The 15,568-nt window shown below is 63.4% G+C and carries 24 protein-coding genes and 1 riboswitch; of the genes, 18 read left to right on the top strand and 6 right to left on the bottom strand.

Translation table 11 applies throughout. From position 1 onward, the window contains the following. Positions 1-158: 158 nt before the first annotated feature. Positions 159-611 carry a hypothetical protein gene (locus LB565_RS28190; protein WP_224589352.1) on the top strand — a complete coding sequence of 151 codons (453 nt, stop codon included), beginning with the start codon at positions 159-161 and terminating at the stop codon, positions 609-611. A gap of 138 nt (positions 612-749) precedes the next feature. Here LB565_RS28190 and LB565_RS28185 read toward each other — a convergent pair whose 3' ends face one another. Then, positions 750-1,373: a TetR/AcrR family transcriptional regulator gene (locus LB565_RS28185; RefSeq protein ID WP_318012200.1), complete on the bottom strand. Its 624-nt coding sequence runs from the start codon at positions 1,371-1,373 to the stop codon at positions 750-752. A gap of 71 nt (positions 1,374-1,444) precedes the next feature. Between LB565_RS28185 and LB565_RS28180 the strand changes: the two genes are divergently transcribed. The 5 genes from LB565_RS28180 (at position 1,445) to LB565_RS28160 (ending at position 4,758) form a co-directional block, all read left to right on the top strand. Next, the gene (locus LB565_RS28180; RefSeq protein WP_224589351.1) at positions 1,445-1,993 is read left to right on the top strand and encodes a DinB family protein; all 549 of its coding nucleotides are present in this window, start codon (positions 1,445-1,447) and stop codon (positions 1,991-1,993) included. A 382-nt stretch (positions 1,994-2,375) separates the two neighbouring features. Beyond that, on the top strand, positions 2,376-2,741 hold the full coding sequence (locus LB565_RS28175; protein WP_224589350.1) for a hypothetical protein: 366 nt from the start codon (positions 2,376-2,378) through the stop codon (positions 2,739-2,741). Positions 2,742-2,960: 219 nt separating this feature from the next. Next, a complete protein-coding gene (locus LB565_RS28170; RefSeq protein WP_318012199.1) occupies positions 2,961-3,419 on the top strand; it encodes a GNAT family N-acetyltransferase in 459 nt (152 codons plus the stop codon). Positions 3,420-3,518: 99 nt separating this feature from the next. Then, positions 3,519-4,115: a glutathione S-transferase gene (locus LB565_RS28165; protein ID WP_224589349.1), complete on the top strand. Its 597-nt coding sequence runs from the start codon at positions 3,519-3,521 to the stop codon at positions 4,113-4,115. A 256-nt stretch (positions 4,116-4,371) separates the two neighbouring features. Beyond that, positions 4,372-4,758 (top strand): TfoX/Sxy family protein, encoded by a 387-nt coding sequence (locus LB565_RS28160; protein WP_224589348.1) that lies wholly within the window; start codon positions 4,372-4,374, stop codon positions 4,756-4,758. 82 nt (positions 4,759-4,840) lie between these two features. On the opposite strand, the gene LB565_RS28155 is transcribed toward LB565_RS28160, so the two are convergent. Further along, complete coding sequence (locus tag LB565_RS28155; protein ID WP_224589347.1) at positions 4,841-5,494, bottom strand: outer membrane protein; 654 nt, start codon at positions 5,492-5,494, stop codon at positions 4,841-4,843. A 416-nt stretch (positions 5,495-5,910) separates the two neighbouring features. Here LB565_RS28155 and LB565_RS28150 point away from each other — a divergent pair, with 416 nt between their 5' ends. The 10 genes from LB565_RS28150 to LB565_RS28105 all read left to right on the top strand — a co-directional run bounded on the left by LB565_RS28150 (position 5,911) and on the right by LB565_RS28105 (position 12,923). Next, entirely contained in the window at positions 5,911-6,675 is a 765-nt protein-coding gene (locus tag LB565_RS28150; protein WP_224589346.1) for an SDR family oxidoreductase, read from the top strand. Next, the gene (gene uvrC, locus LB565_RS28145) at positions 6,672-8,756 is read left to right on the top strand and encodes an excinuclease ABC subunit UvrC (protein ID WP_224589345.1); all 2,085 of its coding nucleotides are present in this window, start codon (positions 6,672-6,674) and stop codon (positions 8,754-8,756) included. The genes LB565_RS28150 and uvrC overlap by 4 nt, the downstream gene beginning before the upstream one ends. A gap of 298 nt (positions 8,757-9,054) precedes the next feature. Next, on the top strand, positions 9,055-9,651 hold the full coding sequence (gene pgsA / locus LB565_RS28140) for a CDP-diacylglycerol--glycerol-3-phosphate 3-phosphatidyltransferase (protein ID WP_040984724.1): 597 nt from the start codon (positions 9,055-9,057) through the stop codon (positions 9,649-9,651). Positions 9,652-9,656: 5 nt separating this feature from the next. After that, positions 9,657-9,914, top strand: coding sequence for a molybdopterin converting factor subunit 1 (gene moaD / locus LB565_RS28135; RefSeq protein WP_041001878.1), 258 nt, complete (start codon positions 9,657-9,659; stop codon positions 9,912-9,914). 1 nt (position 9,915) lies between these two features. Beyond that, entirely contained in the window at positions 9,916-10,395 is a 480-nt protein-coding gene (locus LB565_RS28130) for a molybdenum cofactor biosynthesis protein MoaE (protein ID WP_224589344.1), read from the top strand. 79 nt (positions 10,396-10,474) lie between these two features. Further along, complete coding sequence (locus LB565_RS28125) at positions 10,475-10,888, top strand: YbaY family lipoprotein (RefSeq protein WP_224589343.1); 414 nt, start codon at positions 10,475-10,477, stop codon at positions 10,886-10,888. Positions 10,889-11,067: 179 nt separating this feature from the next. Continuing rightward, positions 11,068-11,337 (top strand): hypothetical protein, encoded by a 270-nt coding sequence (locus LB565_RS28120; protein ID WP_224589342.1) that lies wholly within the window; start codon positions 11,068-11,070, stop codon positions 11,335-11,337. Positions 11,338-11,564: 227 nt separating this feature from the next. Then, positions 11,565-11,626: riboswitch (Fluoride riboswitch) on the top strand. Positions 11,627-11,724: 98 nt separating this feature from the next. Continuing rightward, positions 11,725-12,138, top strand: a complete 414-nt coding sequence (gene crcB / locus LB565_RS28115) for a fluoride efflux transporter CrcB (protein WP_224589341.1) — start codon at positions 11,725-11,727, stop codon at positions 12,136-12,138. 18 nt (positions 12,139-12,156) lie between these two features. After that, positions 12,157-12,564, top strand: a complete 408-nt coding sequence (gene crcB, locus LB565_RS28110) for a fluoride efflux transporter CrcB (RefSeq protein ID WP_224589340.1) — start codon at positions 12,157-12,159, stop codon at positions 12,562-12,564. 14 nt (positions 12,565-12,578) lie between these two features. Continuing rightward, the gene (locus tag LB565_RS28105) at positions 12,579-12,923 is read left to right on the top strand and encodes a DUF190 domain-containing protein (protein ID WP_224589339.1); all 345 of its coding nucleotides are present in this window, start codon (positions 12,579-12,581) and stop codon (positions 12,921-12,923) included. Between the two features lie 15 nt (positions 12,924-12,938). On the opposite strand, the gene LB565_RS28100 is transcribed toward LB565_RS28105, so the two are convergent. Both LB565_RS28100 and ndk read right to left on the bottom strand, forming a co-directional pair. Next, complete coding sequence (locus LB565_RS28100; RefSeq protein WP_224589338.1) at positions 12,939-13,145, bottom strand: hypothetical protein; 207 nt, start codon at positions 13,143-13,145, stop codon at positions 12,939-12,941. Between the two features lie 167 nt (positions 13,146-13,312). Then, the gene (gene ndk, locus LB565_RS28095; protein WP_041010781.1) at positions 13,313-13,735 is read right to left on the bottom strand and encodes a nucleoside-diphosphate kinase; all 423 of its coding nucleotides are present in this window, start codon (positions 13,733-13,735) and stop codon (positions 13,313-13,315) included. Positions 13,736-13,893: 158 nt separating this feature from the next. Here ndk and LB565_RS28090 point away from each other — a divergent pair, with 158 nt between their 5' ends. Next, positions 13,894-14,127, top strand: a complete 234-nt coding sequence (locus LB565_RS28090) for a hypothetical protein (protein ID WP_224589337.1) — start codon at positions 13,894-13,896, stop codon at positions 14,125-14,127. A 103-nt stretch (positions 14,128-14,230) separates the two neighbouring features. Here the strand turns inward: LB565_RS28090 and LB565_RS28085 are convergent, their stop codons facing one another. Both LB565_RS28085 and LB565_RS28080 read right to left on the bottom strand, forming a co-directional pair. Beyond that, on the bottom strand, positions 14,231-14,527 hold the full coding sequence (locus LB565_RS28085; RefSeq protein ID WP_224589336.1) for a DUF1905 domain-containing protein: 297 nt from the start codon (positions 14,525-14,527) through the stop codon (positions 14,231-14,233). A 22-nt stretch (positions 14,528-14,549) separates the two neighbouring features. Then, complete coding sequence (locus LB565_RS28080) at positions 14,550-15,242, bottom strand: glutathione S-transferase family protein (RefSeq protein WP_224589335.1); 693 nt, start codon at positions 15,240-15,242, stop codon at positions 14,550-14,552. Between the two features lie 54 nt (positions 15,243-15,296). Between LB565_RS28080 and LB565_RS28075 the strand changes: the two genes are divergently transcribed. Then, positions 15,297-15,568, top strand: a 272-nt coding sequence (locus LB565_RS28075) for a DinB family protein (protein WP_224589334.1), incomplete at its 3' end; no start/stop codon positions are given.

Raw genomic sequence — 15,568 nt, 5'->3', positions numbered from 1 at the left:
GGAGATTCGGGCGATGCCGGCATGGCCTGAATTTCCATACAACCCAGTGAGCTGGCGATGTCGGGAACGAAGTTTTGCGGAAACCATTGTTTTCGCAACCGCTTGACCGCCGCCAAGCGAATCCGCACAGTGCGCGGAACCGACCTTGAGAGGCTGTCATGACTCGCTTCGCCCATTCCGCCCTTGCCGCGCTGGTTGCCCTGTCCACTCCCTTTGCCGCTCCGCTGGGCTTCACCCAGGCGGCGCATGCCGCCGACCTGTCCATCTACACCGAGGATGACGGCAGCGTCTGCGGCGAGGCTTGGGTGCTGAACAAGATCACCGACCGCTTCTCCTATCAGGTACATCACGTGCCGCATCTGCCGCAGGTCGCGATCACCGATTTCCGCAACATCCGCCAGCATCGCTACGAGCCGGCGAGCGACGAATGGCCGATCGGCCGCCATTATTGCCGCGCCACCGTCAACCTGTCGGATGGCCGCGACCGCTCGATCTTCTATCTGATCGAGGAAGGCCAGGGCTTTGCCTCGATCGGCGACAATGTCGAATTCTGCGTCTCGGGCTTCGACCGCTGGCTGGTCTATAACGGCCGTTGCCGGGTGCTGCGGTAGGTTTGCTGCCTGACAGGCAGTTAAGGCAGGCGCGCTACATTGCGCCGACCTGTCGGAAGTTGGCTTCTGGCTTTCAGAGGTCGCCGCCGGCAGCCATGTAAGCAGCTCCCGCTCATAGCCAGCTCCGCTGCCGCTCACTTAGGCTGCCTTGCAGCCCGATACGTAAGCCTCGATCAGCTCGACCAGCTGCTTCTGCAATTCCGGCGCGTCGAGCATGTTGCGCCGCGCCGCGTTGTGGATCACGCCTTCGACCGCCGAGGAGAGCACGCGCGCCATCGTCTCGGTATCCTTGCGGCGCTTGCGATACTGCGCGACGGCCGCCGTGTAATGTTCGAGATAGCGCGCCTGGAACGAGGCATGCGCGGCACGTGAGCCGCGGTCGCCGGGCGCCTCGTCGAGCAGCACCTGGTGCAGCGTCGGATGGATCGCGTGCGCGCCGATCATGCCGCGCACCAGTTCGCGCGCGAATTGCTTGAGCGGCTTCTCCGCCGCCGCCGCTTCGCGAACCACCGACAGCACATGATCGAAGTGACGGCGCCGGATCGCTTCGACCAGAGCGAGCTTGTCGGGGAAATATTGATAGAGCGAGCCGATGCTGACGCCGGCGGTCTCCGCCACTTTGTTGGTGGAGAAGCCCGCCCAGCCAAGCTCGCTCAGAACGTGAGCGCCGGCTTCGATGATCGCCTCGACGGTAGCGATCGAACGCGCCTGGCGCGGCTGTTTGCGCATGCGTGCGGCCGGCTTTGCAATGCGAGTAGACATGCTGGCCCGTCTCCCGAGAATATAAACAGGATACTCACATTCGTTTCACCAACGCAAATGGGGCCGCAAAGATGAGTGCCAAGACCTTGCTGAAGGGCATGCTCGCCTACCAGGCCTGGGCGAATGATGAGCTGGTGGAGAAGCTTGCCACGATGGACCCCTCGAGCGATCCTGGGATACGCAACGCCGCGATCCGTCTGATGAACCATATCCATGTCGTGTCGCGGATTTTTGCCGCGCATCTGAAGGGCGTTGCCCACGGTTATGCGAGCGACAATACGCCGGACACGCCCGAGCCGCGCGCATTGCGCACCGCCCTGGCCGAGATCGACGGCTGGTATCTCGACTATCTCGAAACCGTTTTGGAGCAAGAGCTTGGCGACCCGGTCGCCTTCACCTTCACCGATGGCGACGAGGGTTGCATGACGAGGCAGGAGATGCTGACCCATGTCGTCCTGCACGGCAGCTACCATCGCGGCGAGATCGGCCGCATGCTGGCCGGGATCGCAGTCTCGCCGCCCTGGGACACCTATGCCGTTCATCTGCATCGCTTCGAGCCGGCGCGCCGCCTGCAGGGTGAACGCAAGCCGGCGGAGATTGACGGCGGCGCTCGAATATGAGCTTGAAGCTCACTTTCAAACGCCTAAGCTTTGATCGTCGCGCCTGGCCGATTCATCTGTAGATGTTTTCGCTGGACAAGATGAAGCCGGCGTTCGGCGGCGCGTTCTCCATTGCGAGCACTCTGCTCACATTGCGATACAAGCTTATGCTGCGGATGGATGGATGATCGGGCGATAGAAGCCGCTCGAAAATCTGTGCGGCGGGCCGTCACTTGGAAAGTGACAGATTCGCTCACAATTTTTTAACGGGACGCGTTTCGTGTAACCAAAATTCAATAACTGAAAATCATTGTGTTGCTTCGCTGGCTAGACAGTCGCGAGTCAGATATGCATAGACACGCCGGGTCACTCACGACCATCGGCAAAACGCAAGGGGCATCGCATGGCAAAGACGACAACCAAGGCGCCGGCGGCGAAAGCGCCGGCAAAGAAGCCGGCAGCTAAGGCTGCCGCGAAACCTGCAGCAGTGAAGAAGGCAACGGCGCCGAAGGCGGCCGCCAAGGCTCCGGCCAAGGCGGCAGCGAAGCCTGCGGCCAAGCCGGCCGCGAAGGCCGCGGCAAAGCCCGCCGCCAAGGCAGCGGCCAAGCCGGCAGCGAAGGCAGCAGCCAAGCCCGCCGCCGCCAAGAAGCCGGCAGCGAAGGCAGCGGCCAAGCCCGCCGCCAAGGCTCCGATGAAGGCAGCCGCGGCCAAGGCGCCGGCCGCTGTGAAGAAGGCGGCTCCGGCGAAGAAGCCGGCCGCCAAGAAGTAATCGCGCAGCTTCGCTTGGCTGCCGCAACGGGTGAGGGCGGGTGCCGCTTAGGCACCCCTCTCGCCAATTCGGTATCAAGGCAAGCGGAGTCGGAGCGGACGCTCCTCCTAAAGCTCTCGGAAATTTTGCGGCCAGCAAAACTTCCGGGAGCTTTTTTGTTGCGGCAGCCGTCACGTCTAGGCACGGTCACTCCGGTGGCCAGGCGAAAGACGGTTATTCATGACTTTGGAGCTGAATATTCGACGGGCGGCCGACGGTGACGCCGAAGCGGTGAGCCGCGTTATCGTGGCTGCCCTGCGACAGACGAACGCCAAGGATTACACGCCCGGCATCATTGCCCGCGTTGAACAGAGTTTCAGCCCGTCGGCCATGCTGCAGTTTTTCAAGAAGCGCCACGTCCTTGTCGCTGCCGCGGCCGACAGGATAGTCGGCACCGCCAGCCTCGACGGGACTACGGTTCGATCGGTCTTCGTCGATCCGCAATTGCAGCGCGTCGGCGTTGGCAGGCGGCTCATGGCCGCGATCGAGGAAGCGGCGCGGGCAAACGGGGTGACGTTACTCACCGTGCCTTCCTCGGTTACCGCCGAGCCGTTTTATTCCAGGCTCGGTTTTCGCGCGGTTCGCGACAGTTTCTATCGAGACGAACGAACCATCGTCATGGAGCGGCTTCTGACATAGCGGCTATCAGAGCTGACTGGCGGCAGGATTTCGGCCTGCTGGCGGTTGCCGTCGGACCCCGATCGGTCAACAGTGCCGCAAACAACTGGGAACCCGATCATGCCGAAACTGCTCTATGCTTCCACGTCCCCCTACAGTTCGAAGGTCCGTATGGCGGCCGCCTATGCCGGCATTGCCATCGACCTTGTGCCGGTCAAGACGGAGGACAAACCCGCCGAGCTGATCTCGGCCAATCCGCTCGGCAAGATCCCGGTGCTGGTGCTCGACGATGGCCGCACGGTGCATGACAGCCGCGCCATCACCCAGCATCTCAACCGCCTGTCGAAGAGCGCGCTGTTCCCGCGCAACCCGGACAAGCGGCTCGATGCGGAGGTTCTGGAGGCGCTTGCGGACGGCATCTGCGACTGTGCGCTGTCGATGGTCTATGAGCGGCGCACGCGGCCGGAGGCGATGGTCCATCAGCCCTGGCTCGACCGGCAATGGACGAAGATCACCACTGCGCTCGACCTCATCAACGCCAGCCCGCCGAAGCTGCCGAAGAAGATCACCGCCGGCCACATGGCGCTGCGCGCAACCCTTGGGTATCTCGCGCTGCGCTTTTCGGGCCAATGGGAGAAGGGTCGCGGCCGGCTCGTGCGCTGGGCCGCGAGGTTTGATGAGAAGTTTCCGGAATTGAAAGGCAGCGTGCCGGGGTAAGGTGCCTTCCCTTCTCCCCTTGTGGGAGAAGGTGGATCGGCGCCCAGCGCCGAGACGGATGAGGGGTGTTGGAGGGAGCGAGGCGCAGGTAGACTTGGCGCCCACCTGAGACTGACTAAGGTGTACGTCAAGCTGGAGCTCATCCGTCCGAGCTTAGCTCGGCCACCTTCTCACACGAGGGGAGAAGGGGAAGTCCCGTCTTGAACGCTGCCGGCTTCCATGCTTGCCTGACATTCACCCAAGTGGGAGTGGTGAGATGGCAAAACCCTCAACCAGCGCCGCATCCGACCCGATGGTCGAGCGCCTTCGTGCCGCCCTCGGCCGGCGCGCCTTCACCGAACAGAAGATGTTCGGCGGCACCTGTTTCATGGTCGACGGCAACATGCTGATCGGCACCTCGAAGCGCGGGCTTCTGGTGCGCGTCGGCAAGGACGCGCATGCGGCTGCCGCAGCACTTCCTCATGCAAGCACGATGGAGATGGGCGGGCGCTCGATGCACGGCTATATCCGCGTTGCGCCGGAAGGCACGGCGACCGATGCCGATCTCGCCGGTTGGCTCGATCGCGCCTTGGCCTTCGTCGATACGCTGCCGCCGAAGGCAAAGGTCAAACCGGCGAAGAGATCGAAAATGAGGACCCACTGAGGGTCGCGACGCTTGTCGATTTCGCGGACACAAAAAAAGCCGGGCGCAAGGCCCGGCTTTTCCGTGTCGTGGCTTCTACGACTTAGAACTTCATACCGACGCCGAACGTGACGCGGTTGTCCTTCGACTTGACGTTGCCGAGGGCGCCGAAGTCCTTGTTGCCGTAGTCGGTGTAGCGGTACTCGACGCGGCCGAACACGTTGTCCGTGATCTTGATGTCGGTGCCGACACCGGCCGTCCAGCCGAGCATTGCCTTGCTCTCGTCGGTGGCGGTGAAGCTATCCGTGATCTTCTGGTTCTTGGAGGCGAGACCGCCGGTGCCATAGAGCAGGATTTCCGGGGTCACGGCATAGCCGAGGCGAGCGCGCAGCGAGCCTTCGAGGCCGCCCTTGGCATTGATGCCAGCGCTGTCGCCCTTGACGCCGTTGTAGCCGAGATCGGCTTCAGCGCCGTAGACGAAGTTCTCCTGCTGCCAGTTGTAGCCGCCGAACACGCCGCCGATGAAGCCCTTGGTCTTCACATTGACGCCGGCGTCACGAGCATCGGCATGGCCGCTGAAGCCGTAGCCGAGGCTGATACCGGCATACGGGCCAGCCCAGGAAGCGACCGGAAGCTCCGCAACCGGGGCGGGAGCCGGCGGCTCTTCGGAAACGACGTCAGCCGCAAAGGCGGTGCCACCAAAGGCGAACAGCCCGAGCGCAGCGGCAAGCGGCGCGAATTTGAGATTGGTCTTCATTGGTTATACTCTCCTTAAGCCACAAGACACTTAGGCTTTTTTTTGTTCATGAAACGCCCCGGCCCGTCCGGGGGGATAAACGGGCTTGGCGCTCAACGGTTCCAAATGTCGTGCTGAAATGCGGCTGAAGCGAACCTGAACTTGGGTCATTCCCAGGCACGAATGAGGCCGAAAGGTGACGTTGCATCTTCGCAACAGCGAATGTCAGCAGGTTAATCATGTTGCGCTGCACACCGCTTGGTTCAAGGGGTCTGGAGACATATATTGCTGTGAACGGTGCCCCGAATTCGGCGGGGTGCAAATGGATCCGGGCCGCTTCGCCACATTCCTGCCCCAGGTGGAAATGGCATTTAACGCTTGGCCCGTCACATTGTGCCGGCTTCCCGGAATCGTGAAGCCGATTGAGGATTGACACCATGAGACAAGCCACAGCCGTCGCGCTGGTGACGGGTGGAGCAAGGCGGATCGGCAAGGCGATCGTCGAGGATCTGGCCGCCAATGGGTTCGCCGTCGCCATCCATGCCAACCGGTCAAGCGACGAGGCCGGGGCGCTGGCGAAGAAGATCGCGGGCGAGGGCGGCCGTGCCGCCGTGGTTGCCGCCGACCTCACCGATATGGACGCCGTGAGCGGCCTCGTCGGTCGTGCGCAAGCGGCGCTCGGCCCTGTCACGCTGCTGGTCAACAATGCGTCCTTGTTCGTCGATGATCGGGTGGAGGATTTCGACTGGCAGGCCTGGGATCGCCACTTCGCCATCCATGTGAAGGCGCCGGCGCTTTTGGCGCGGACCTTTGCCCGCGCGCTGCCGCAAGGCGAGGAGGGGCTGATCGTCAACATCATCGACCAGCGCGTCTGGCGGCCGACGCCGCGCTATTTCTCCTATGCGCTATCGAAATCGGCGCTGTGGACGCAAACGCAGATGTTGGCGCAGGCGCTCGGGCCGCGCATTCGCGTCAACGCCATAGGGCCCGGGCCGACACTGAAGAACAAGCGCCAGGACGACGATGATTTCGAAAGCCAGGTCGAGGGCCTGATCCTGAAGCGCGGCCCGCAATTGCCCGAATTCGGCGCCACGATCCGCTATCTCTGGCAAGCCAGCTCGGTGACAGGCCAGATGATCGCGCTCGACGGCGGCCAGCATCTTGCGTGGCAGACGCCGGATGTGACAGGCATGGTGGAATGAGTCCCGCAGTCCAAAGACATAAAAGAAACGGCGCCGCCGACGATCTGCCGCCCGATGTCGATCTCGACATCGAGGACGAGGCGGCGGAGGAGATCGTCGAACCGGAGTCCGTCCCGACCGGCCCCGAAGTCGCCTTCACGGCCATCGACTGGACGCCGCATGCCGGCGACGCCGACGGCATGGTGGGCGCCGAGGTGATCCAGACCTTGGTCAAGCGGCTGCCCAACCAGCCCGGCGTCTATCGCATGATGAACGCCGCCGGCGATGTGCTCTATGTCGGCAAGGCGCGCAGCCTGAAGAAGCGTGTCACCAACTACGCGCAGGGGCGCTTCCACACCGCCCGCATCGGCCGAATGGTGCGCGAGACGGCGACGATGGAATTCGTCGTCACCCGCACCGAGATCGAGGCGCTGCTGCTCGAGGCCAATCTCATCAAGCGGCTGAGGCCCCGTTTCAACGTGCTGATGCGGGACGACAAGTCCTTCCCCTATATCTTGCTCACCGGCGACCATGTCTCGCCCGGCATCTACAAGCATCGCGGCGCGCGCTCGCGCAAGGGCGACTATTTCGGTCCCTTCGCTTCCGCCGGCGCCGTCGGCCGCACCATCAATTCGCTGCAGCGTGCCTTCCTGCTCAGAAGCTGCACCAACTCCTTCTACGAGAACCGCACGCGGCCGTGCCTGCTCTATCAGATCAAGCGCTGCGCCGGTCCCTGTACCGGCGAGATCTCGCATCAGGGCTATGCCGAGCTCGTCGCCGAGGCCAAGGATTTCCTCTCCGGCCGCAGCCAGAAGGTGAAGACCGAGATCTCGGCCGCCATGCAGCAGGCGGCGGAAGAACTCGATTTCGAGCGCGCCGCGATCTACCGAGACCGGCTTGCGGCGCTCTCGCATGTGCAGGCGCATCAGGGCATCAACCCGCAGACGGTCGAGGAGGCCGATGTCTTCGCCATCCACCAGGAGGGCGGCCAGACCTGCATCCAGGTGTTCTTCTTCCGCACCGGCCAGAACTGGGGCAACCGCGCCTATTTCCCCAAGGCCGATCCGGCGCTGGAGCCGGCCGAGGTGCTGGGCTCGTTCCTGGCGCAATTCTATGACGACAAGCTGCCGGCGCGCACGCTGCTGCTGTCCCAGGCCGCCCAGGAGCAGGAACTGCTCGCCGAGGCGCTCTCCACCCATGCCGGCCGCAAGATTACGATTTCGGTGCCGCAGCGCGGCGAGAAGAAGGACCTGACCGATCACGCGCTGCAGAATGCGCGCGAGGCGCTCGGCCGCAGGCTGGCCGAGACTTCGAACCAGGCCCGTCTGCTCAAGGGCTTTGCGGAGACCTTCGGCCTGGAAAAGCCGCCGGTGCGTATCGAAGTCTACGACAACTCGCACATCATGGGCACCAACGCGGTGGGCGCCATGGTCGTTGCCGGACCGGAAGGTTTCGTGAAGAACCAGTACCGCAAATTCAACATCCGCTCGACCGAGATCACGCCGGGCGACGATTTCGGTATGATGCGCGAGGTGATGCAGCGGCGCTTTTCGCGGCTGCTCAAGGAGCATGGCGACGTCCAGCCCGGCGCCACCGCGCAGGATGAGACCGGCGATGACGATCTGGTCGCCGGCAATGGCGGCTTCCCGGCCTGGCCCGATGTCATCCTGATCGACGGCGGCCAGGGCCAGATGACGGCGGTGCGCCAGATCTTGGCCGACCTCGGCATCGAGGACCGCGTCGCGGCAATAGGAATCGCCAAAGGCCAGGACCGCGACGCCGGCCGCGAGCGCTTCTTCGTCAAGGGCAGGGAAAGCTTCATGCTGCCGGTGCGCGACCCGGTGCTCTATTTCGTCCAGCGCCTGCGGGACGAGGTGCACCGTTTCGCCATCGGCTCGCACCGCGCCCGCCGCAAGAACGAGATGGTGAAGAGCCCGCTCGACGAGATCGCCGGCATCGGTCCCGGCCGCAAGCGCGCGCTGCTCCATGCCTTCGGCACTGCCAAGGCGGTCAGCCGCGCCGCGGTCGAGGACCTGGTCAAGGTCGACGGCATTTCCGAGCATGTGGCGAAGCTGGTCTACAATCACTTCCACGAGAGCTGAGGACTGGTCTCGCACGGAAGGCTGACCAAGGCGGCCGCGCGGCGAGGTGTGCCATGCCTTGGAGCATCCGCTTCGCTCCCGCTCCGACCGTGGATGAAGTCGCCTGGGCTTCGCCAATCCCCAATGTTGTAAAAAAGGCCGACATCGAAGCTGCCAATCGTCCGCGTCTGGGAAATACCGGGAGCAGAGAGAGGTACCTCACGCCATTTTCCCCTGTCCAATCGAATCTCGCCTGTTGACCCCCTACATTCGCTTCTGATTTGAGTACGTCAGGCGGAGGAGATTTTCCCGAGACGACATGGCACAACGCGCGTTCAACCTGCCGAACATCCTCACCTATGCCCGCATCGTCGCGGTGCCGTTGGTCGTGCTGTGCTTTTTTCTTGAAGGACATCTGAAGTCGTCCGACTTCGCCCGCTGGTCGGCGCTGGTCATTTTCCTGCTCGCCTCCATCACCGATTACTTCGACGGCTATTTCGCGCGCGCGTGGCAGCAGACCTCCAACATCGGCAAGATGCTCGACCCGATTGCCGACAAATTGCTGGTCGCCACCTGCCTGCTCCTGCTTGCCGCCGACACCGACCGCCATGGCGGCATCGCCGGCTGGTCGCTGTGGGCTGCAATCATCATCCTGTGCCGCGAGATCCTGGTCTCTGGGCTGCGCGAATATCTGGCTGCCTTGAAAGTGTCGGTGCCGGTAACCCAGCTCGCCAAATGGAAGACCACCATCCAGATGGTCGCCATCGCCTTTCTGCTGGTCGGTCCGGCCGGCGACAAGATCTTTCCGCTGACCACCCAGATCGGCCTGGTGCTGCTGTGGGTCGCGGCGCTCGTTACGCTCTACACCGGCTACGACTATTTCCGCGCCGGCCTCAAGCACATCATGGACGAGTGAGAGCAATGTCCACGAAGCTCATCTATTTCGCCTGGGTGCGCGAGCGGATCGGCAAGCCGGAAGAGGACGTCGAATTGCCTTCCGGCATCGAGACGGTCGCCGATCTGCTGCGCTGGTTGAAATCGCGCGGCGAGGAATATGAGAACGCGCTGCAATACCCCGATGTCATCCGCGTCGCCATCAACCAGGAACATGTCGGTCACCGCGAGAAGATTGCGGGCGCGCGCGAGATCGCGCTGTTTCCACCGATGACCGGGGGTTGAGATGGCAGGCGCCGTCGTGGCCGCTATCCGCATCCAGCGCGAGGACTTCGACGTCGCCGCCGAGATCGCCGGCCTGACCAAGGGGCGCGCCGATATCGGCGCCGTGGTCACCTTCTCCGGCCTTTGCCGTGACGAGCAGGGTGCGCTCTCGGCGCTCGAGCTCGAGCACTATCCCGGCATGGCGGAGGCCGAGATCGGACGCATCGCCGCCGAGGCCGTCGAGCGCTGGCCGCTGCAGGGGCTCACCGTCATCCATCGCCATGGAAAGATAGCGCCGGGCCAGAACATCGTGCTGGTGGTCGCGGCTTCGTCGCACCGGCAGGCGGCCTTCGAGGCGGCGAATTTCCTGATGGATTATCTGAAGTCGCGCGCGCCCTTCTGGAAGAAGGAACACCGCGCCGACGGCTCCGAGGGCGGCTGGGTCGAGGCCAAGGAAGCCGACGATCAAGCGGCGGACCGCTGGAAGAAACAGGGCGAATAAAATACCGTTCGGCCATCGAACGACCGCAATCCTTCTCAAGCCTGCCGGGTGGTTTGATTTGCTTGGCGGGAGCAATCTCATGCTGGACCGTATTGCGGAATTCTTCATCTTCGGGCTGGTGCCGCTGGTCGTCGGCGTGCTTGCCGTGCCGGAATTGACCAGGGCCGGCGAAAGCACGATCGCGGGCGAGGTGACCTACCGCGAACGCATCGCCCTGCCGCCCGATGCCGTGCTCGTGGTCGAGCTTGCCGATGTCTCGCTGGCCGATGCGCCGGCAACCGTGATCGCTAGGCGCAGGATAGCGCCCACCGGCCAGGTGCCGATCAAGTTCGACATCGGTTTCGATCCGAAGGCGATCCAGAAGGGCCGAACCTACGCGCTGCAGGCGCGCATCACGGTCGGCGAGCGGCTGATGTTCGTTACCGATACACGCCACCAGCTCGATCCGCTGGCGGGCAAGCCCCAGACGGTTTCGTTGAAAATGGCGCACTGACGTCGTGCGCCGCGCCCGACCGCGCGACTTTTCAGCCTCGAAACCGTGTTCGCCGGAATAAACCGACAAGGCCAGGCGTTGACTTATGCAGATGGCGGGCAGGCAAAGGGACAATGTCCCTTCACTTAAGCCGCCAGACCGAATGCGCGGATCGATCTGGCACTCAAAGGAGACCAGATATGAAAAGGCACACGCTCTTTCTCGCAGTCACAAGCATATCGCTGATCGCCTTGGCCGGTTTTGCCAGGGCGGACGATCATCTGTTCAACGCCACGCAGCACGGTCTCAGCCCAGACAGCCAGCCGTTCCAGACCAACAAGGCCGGCCACAGCGGCGACCTTGCGCCTGGACAGGGCAGTCCGTTCACCGGCGAGGAGACGAAGACGCCGGCTACCGATACCGAGGCGGCGAACGCCCATGCGAATGTGAAAGACCGTCAAGCCAAATGACGTTCTGCCCGCCGGGGGCCGGCGGGCTCTAAGAGCAATTCCAGGAAAAGTGGGGCACCGTTTTCCGTCCGGAATTGCATGAAAACAAAGAGATAGAGCATGATGTCGTCCGAAAGCCGCTCCTCGCTTTTCGGCATCATGCTCTAGCATTCCGGATCGCCTCAACGGCTCTGTCCGTCATTCAAGCACGTCGCAATTGACCGCGCCGCTGCAACCGCCTAGCCTCCCTCGAAAATGGGGATGGGGTTCCCCCGAAACCGCCCTTGTGGCTGATGACTCCTGCCAGGCGTGCTCTTGCGCGGCAGGATTTGTTTTCCCGCTCGTATCATGCCTGATTTCGTGAAGTGATTCCGGTGCGGAATCGCGTTTGGAAGGGCATAGAAAACGATGATGCTTGCGGCTTGCGCCCTGGTTCTGATCGGCGGTTTTCTCGGCGGCATTTCCCGTTTTTTCCTGTCCGGCGTGGTCGGCCGCCGCATTGGCGAGACCTTTCCCTGGGGCACGCTGGCGGTCAACGTTTCCGGCGCCCTTGCCATCGGCGCCTTCGCCGGCGCGGCGCGCTCGGTCGGCGGCATCTTCGCCAGCGATCTCGTGCGCGACCTGATCGTCGTCGGCCTGTTCGGCGGCTACACCACGGTGTCGTCCTTCTGCCTGCAGACGCTAAACCTGGCGCTCGAAGGCGAGGGGCGGCTCGCCGCCTTCAACGTCGTCGCGTCGTCGGCTCTGTGCGTGCTGTTCGTCGCCCTCGGCTTCTGGGCGGTAGTGTGGGTGGTTGGTTCAACCACTGGGGCTGCGGGCTGAGCGATGGTGGACAGACAGATGGCAATGCGGCTTTATCTGGCGGTCGGCTGCGGCGCGGCGGTCGGCTCGCTGGCCCGCTTCCTGTCGGGCTATGTCATCGTCTCGCTGCTCGGCCTGAATGCGCTTTGGTCGACCGCTTTCGTCAATATCGTCGGCTCCTGGATCATCATGGCCTTCGCCACGCTGACCGGGCCGGACGGCCGCCTGATGGTCGGGCAGGCCGGGCGCAATTTCGTCATGGCCGGCTTCTGCGGCGGGCTCACCACGTTCTCGGCGATGAGCCTCGACACCTTCATCCTGTTGTTCGAGGGCGACTGGCGGCTGGCCGCGACCTATCTCATCAGTGTGGTCGGCCTGTCGCTCGCCGCCGCGTGGCTGGGCTATTTCATGGCGTCCAGGCTCAACCGCTTGCCGGTCGACGGGTAACAAAGGAGGAGAACATGGAACTTCCCGCCCAATGCGCGCTGCTCAGGATCTTCTTCGGCGAGGACGACAGGGCCGCTGACGGCAAGCCGCTGCACGAGGCGATCGTCATCAAGGCACGCGAGGCCGGCATGGCCGGCGCCACGGTGCTGAGAGGTCCGCTGGGCTTCGGCCGTTCGAGCGTGCTTCACACCGCCAAGATCCTGCGCCTGTCGCAGGATCTGCCAATCGTCGTCGAGATCGTCGACGCGCCGGAGAAGATCGATGCGCTGATCCCGGGGATCAAAGCGCTGACCAGGACAAAGAGCTGCCTGATCACCAGGGAGAAGGTCGAGGTCATCCGCTACGGCGACGGCGACTGAACCTGCCACCTCCCATCAGCCGCCACGAAGCCGGCGGCCGATCGTCCTTTCGTCGAAGATGCCTGCGGAAAAGAGTTTCATGGCCTCTATCGCCAAGTCCGACGCCTCGGAACTGCCTATGACGATGCCGCGCTCCTCGCAGACCTGGTCATAGATACGCTTCAACAAAGCGAGGTCGTCCGGATAGGCAAGGCCACTTTCAGAAACATGAGGCTTGATCATGCTTCGCTCCCTCGGTTCGGCGGAAGCGCGGCTCACAGCCGCCGACGCCCAGCGCTACTTTGTTGCCAATTTCGCTGAACCTAGGGCAGGCGGCGGATGTGACCACCCGTCTCAAAACAAAAACGGCCCGCTGGAGCGGGCCGTTCCGTGGAACTCGAGCTTGCGCCTCAGCCGACGATCTCGGTGTCCGAGAACCAGTATTTGATCTCCTGCGCGGCGGTCTCCGGCGCGTCCGAGCCGTGCACCGAATTCTCGCCGATCGACAGTGCATGCACCTTGCGGATGGTGCCTTCGGCGGCATTGGCCGGGTTGGTGGCGCCCATCACTTCGCGGTTCTTGGCGATGGCGTTCTCGCCCTCCAGCACCTGCACGATGGTCGGCGCCGACGACATGAATTCCACCAGTTCGCCGAAGAACGGGCGATCCTTGTGGACAGCGTAGAACCCTTCCGCCTCCCGGCGGCTCATCCACACGCGGCGCGATGCGACGACGCGCAGGCCGGCGTCTTCCAGCATCTTGGTGATGGCGCCCGTCAGGTTGCGCCTGGTCGCGTCCGGCTTGATCATGGAGAAGGTGCGTTCGATCGCCATAGGGTCGTCCTTGTTCTGGGAATGGAAATTGGAGTGGCGGGCTCTATACAAGCCGCTCGGCGGCTTGCCAAGGGGAGGCCGCTTCTGGCCAAGGCGAGCGCTTTGCGGGATAATTGGACGGCTGCGAACGCGCTCGACGCAGGCTTGGAGCTGAGGCGATGAACTGGCCCCACCTCAGACGCGGCGACATGGCGGGCATTGTCTTCATGGCCGTGGTTCTTGCCGCGGCCGCCTTCGCCCTGCTGTTCTTCCCACAGCGCGCGGAGCAGAATTTCGGTTTCGGTCCGGAATGGCAATGCGTGCGCATGGGTCAGGGCGATCCGATCTGCGTGAGGCTGGCCGAAAGCAATGCGCCGAACGGGGAAGCGCGCGACAAGGGCGCGTCAAAGTAGATGCTAAAGCGTGATCCCGAAAAGCGGGAATTGGTTTTCGGAGAAGATATGCTCCAACAAAGAGTTAGGTTAGGATGGCGATTCAACGAAACGTCATCCTGATCTAGAGCTCGACCTCAATGATCAGTGTCGGCGAATCCCCGGCTTTGAGACCTTCGCGCTGGCGCACCGGGGCCTTGACCGGCAACAGCAGGCTGCCGGAAGCTTTGTCGGGGAAGAGCGATGTTTGCCACCTTGTGGCGCCGATCACCGCGGTGACGCCGAGCGAGCCCCAAGGGCGCGCTAGTCCCGCCATCGCCGCCTTGATGCGCGCCGCGACATCCGTCGGCAGCGTCACGAAATGCCAACCGCCCTTGCCCGGGTAGACCCAGATCTCGGCCTTCATCTCATAGCGCAGCATGGCAGTCTGGTGCTCGCGCGGTTCACGCCGCGGCCGCGACTTGCCGGCCGATCCCCCCATGCAGGTCGAGGCAGCGCTCGAACCATTGGGCCACGCTGTCGCTGTCGTCGAGCAGCCGGTAGGGCGAGGCGATGCGCGCCCATTGCAGCGCGCCGAAGACGATATAATCGGCAAACAGCGGCAAGGCTCCGCCGATGAAAGGCTGGTAGGTGAGCATCGAGCGCAGCGGCTCCAGCGAGGCGCGGAAGCCGGCTAGCCCTGCGTCGCGGCCGGCCACCACCTCTTCCAGCCGCTTGCCGTAGCGCTTCTCGCGGTCCTCGCGGAAATAGCGGCCGTTCGTCTCGTCCTGCATCCCGTGCAGGTCGGTGAGCGCCACCGTTGCGACATAAGGGTGGATGGTGAGCTGCGACCAGCGCTCGATGAAGCGCGCCATCGCCTTGCCGCCTTCGCCGGCAAACAGCGTCGGCCGCTCGGGATAGGTCTCGTCGAGATAGAGCGCGATGGCGAAGGAATCGACCACCACCCGCTCGCCGTCGCGGATCACCGGCACCGTCTTCGACACGCCGCCCTCCACCTTGGGCACTTCGAGGAAGCTCGTCGGCACCTTGGTCGCGGCGAGCCCCTTGTGGGCTAGCGCCATCTTCGTCTTCCAGCAATGCGGGCTGAATGGGCGTTCGGTGTCGTGGCCGACGAGGTCATAGAACAGAATGGTCATTACGGTTCCTGCGGGTTACGAAGAGCCGGGATTCGTTGTGAGCCGGATGGAAGAATGAAACAGCATTTCATGATGTTTGCGGCCTACAATCAATGGGCCAATACGCGCATCTATGATGCCGCCGCGGATCTTGGCGAAGACGAACTCGGTCGCGACGTCGGCGCCGTCTTCGGCTCGATGTTCGGCACGCTCAACCATCTGCTCGCCGTCGACCGTGTCTGGATGAAGCGCTTCACCGGCGAGGGCGACGCGCCTTCGAACACCGCCACCATGCTGTACCACGCCTTGCCGGCCCTGAAGCTGGCGCGCGAGGCCGAGGACAGGAG

It is taken from the genome of Mesorhizobium sp. CA14 (assembly GCF_020165195.1).
In the GTDB taxonomy this organism is placed as follows: Bacteria; Pseudomonadota; Alphaproteobacteria; order Rhizobiales; family Rhizobiaceae; genus Mesorhizobium.
This window is presented reverse-complemented; position numbering and strand designations above follow the sequence as displayed.

Bases quoted from the DNA above. Each gene is read 5' to 3' on its own strand.
- LB565_RS28120 (WP_224589342.1), top strand. From the start codon at position 11,068: ATGAAAAGGCACACGCTCTTTCTCGCAGTCACAAGCATATCGCTGATC.
- LB565_RS28100 (WP_224589338.1), bottom strand. From the start codon at position 13,145: ATGATCAAGCCTCATGTTTCTGAAAGTGGCCTTGCCTATCCGGACGAC.
- crcB (WP_224589340.1), top strand. From the start codon at position 12,157: ATGGCAATGCGGCTTTATCTGGCGGTCGGCTGCGGCGCGGCGGTCGGC.
- LB565_RS28130 (WP_224589344.1), top strand. From the start codon at position 9,916: ATGGCAGGCGCCGTCGTGGCCGCTATCCGCATCCAGCGCGAGGACTTC.
- LB565_RS28150 (WP_224589346.1), top strand. From the start codon at position 5,911: ATGAGACAAGCCACAGCCGTCGCGCTGGTGACGGGTGGAGCAAGGCGG.
- LB565_RS28190 (WP_224589352.1), top strand. From the start codon at position 159: ATGACTCGCTTCGCCCATTCCGCCCTTGCCGCGCTGGTTGCCCTGTCC.
- LB565_RS28185 (WP_318012200.1), bottom strand. From the start codon at position 1,373: ATGTCTACTCGCATTGCAAAGCCGGCCGCACGCATGCGCAAACAGCCG.
- LB565_RS28160 (WP_224589348.1), top strand. From the start codon at position 4,372: ATGGCAAAACCCTCAACCAGCGCCGCATCCGACCCGATGGTCGAGCGC.
- LB565_RS28105 (WP_224589339.1), top strand. From the start codon at position 12,579: ATGGAACTTCCCGCCCAATGCGCGCTGCTCAGGATCTTCTTCGGCGAG.
- crcB (WP_224589341.1), top strand. From the start codon at position 11,725: ATGATGCTTGCGGCTTGCGCCCTGGTTCTGATCGGCGGTTTTCTCGGC.
- pgsA (WP_040984724.1), top strand. From the start codon at position 9,055: ATGGCACAACGCGCGTTCAACCTGCCGAACATCCTCACCTATGCCCGC.
- ndk (WP_041010781.1), bottom strand. From the start codon at position 13,735: ATGGCGATCGAACGCACCTTCTCCATGATCAAGCCGGACGCGACCAGG.
- moaD (WP_041001878.1), top strand. From the start codon at position 9,657: ATGTCCACGAAGCTCATCTATTTCGCCTGGGTGCGCGAGCGGATCGGC.
- LB565_RS28180 (WP_224589351.1), top strand. From the start codon at position 1,445: ATGAGTGCCAAGACCTTGCTGAAGGGCATGCTCGCCTACCAGGCCTGG.
- LB565_RS28165 (WP_224589349.1), top strand. From the start codon at position 3,519: ATGCCGAAACTGCTCTATGCTTCCACGTCCCCCTACAGTTCGAAGGTC.
- LB565_RS28170 (WP_318012199.1), top strand. From the start codon at position 2,961: ATGACTTTGGAGCTGAATATTCGACGGGCGGCCGACGGTGACGCCGAA.
- uvrC (WP_224589345.1), top strand. From the start codon at position 6,672: ATGAGTCCCGCAGTCCAAAGACATAAAAGAAACGGCGCCGCCGACGAT.
- LB565_RS28125 (WP_224589343.1), top strand. From the start codon at position 10,475: ATGCTGGACCGTATTGCGGAATTCTTCATCTTCGGGCTGGTGCCGCTG.
- LB565_RS28080 (WP_224589335.1), bottom strand. From the start codon at position 15,242: ATGACCATTCTGTTCTATGACCTCGTCGGCCACGACACCGAACGCCCA.
- LB565_RS28155 (WP_224589347.1), bottom strand. From the start codon at position 5,494: ATGAAGACCAATCTCAAATTCGCGCCGCTTGCCGCTGCGCTCGGGCTG.
- LB565_RS28175 (WP_224589350.1), top strand. From the start codon at position 2,376: ATGGCAAAGACGACAACCAAGGCGCCGGCGGCGAAAGCGCCGGCAAAG.
- LB565_RS28090 (WP_224589337.1), top strand. From the start codon at position 13,894: ATGAACTGGCCCCACCTCAGACGCGGCGACATGGCGGGCATTGTCTTC.
- LB565_RS28085 (WP_224589336.1), bottom strand. From the start codon at position 14,527: ATGCTGCGCTATGAGATGAAGGCCGAGATCTGGGTCTACCCGGGCAAG.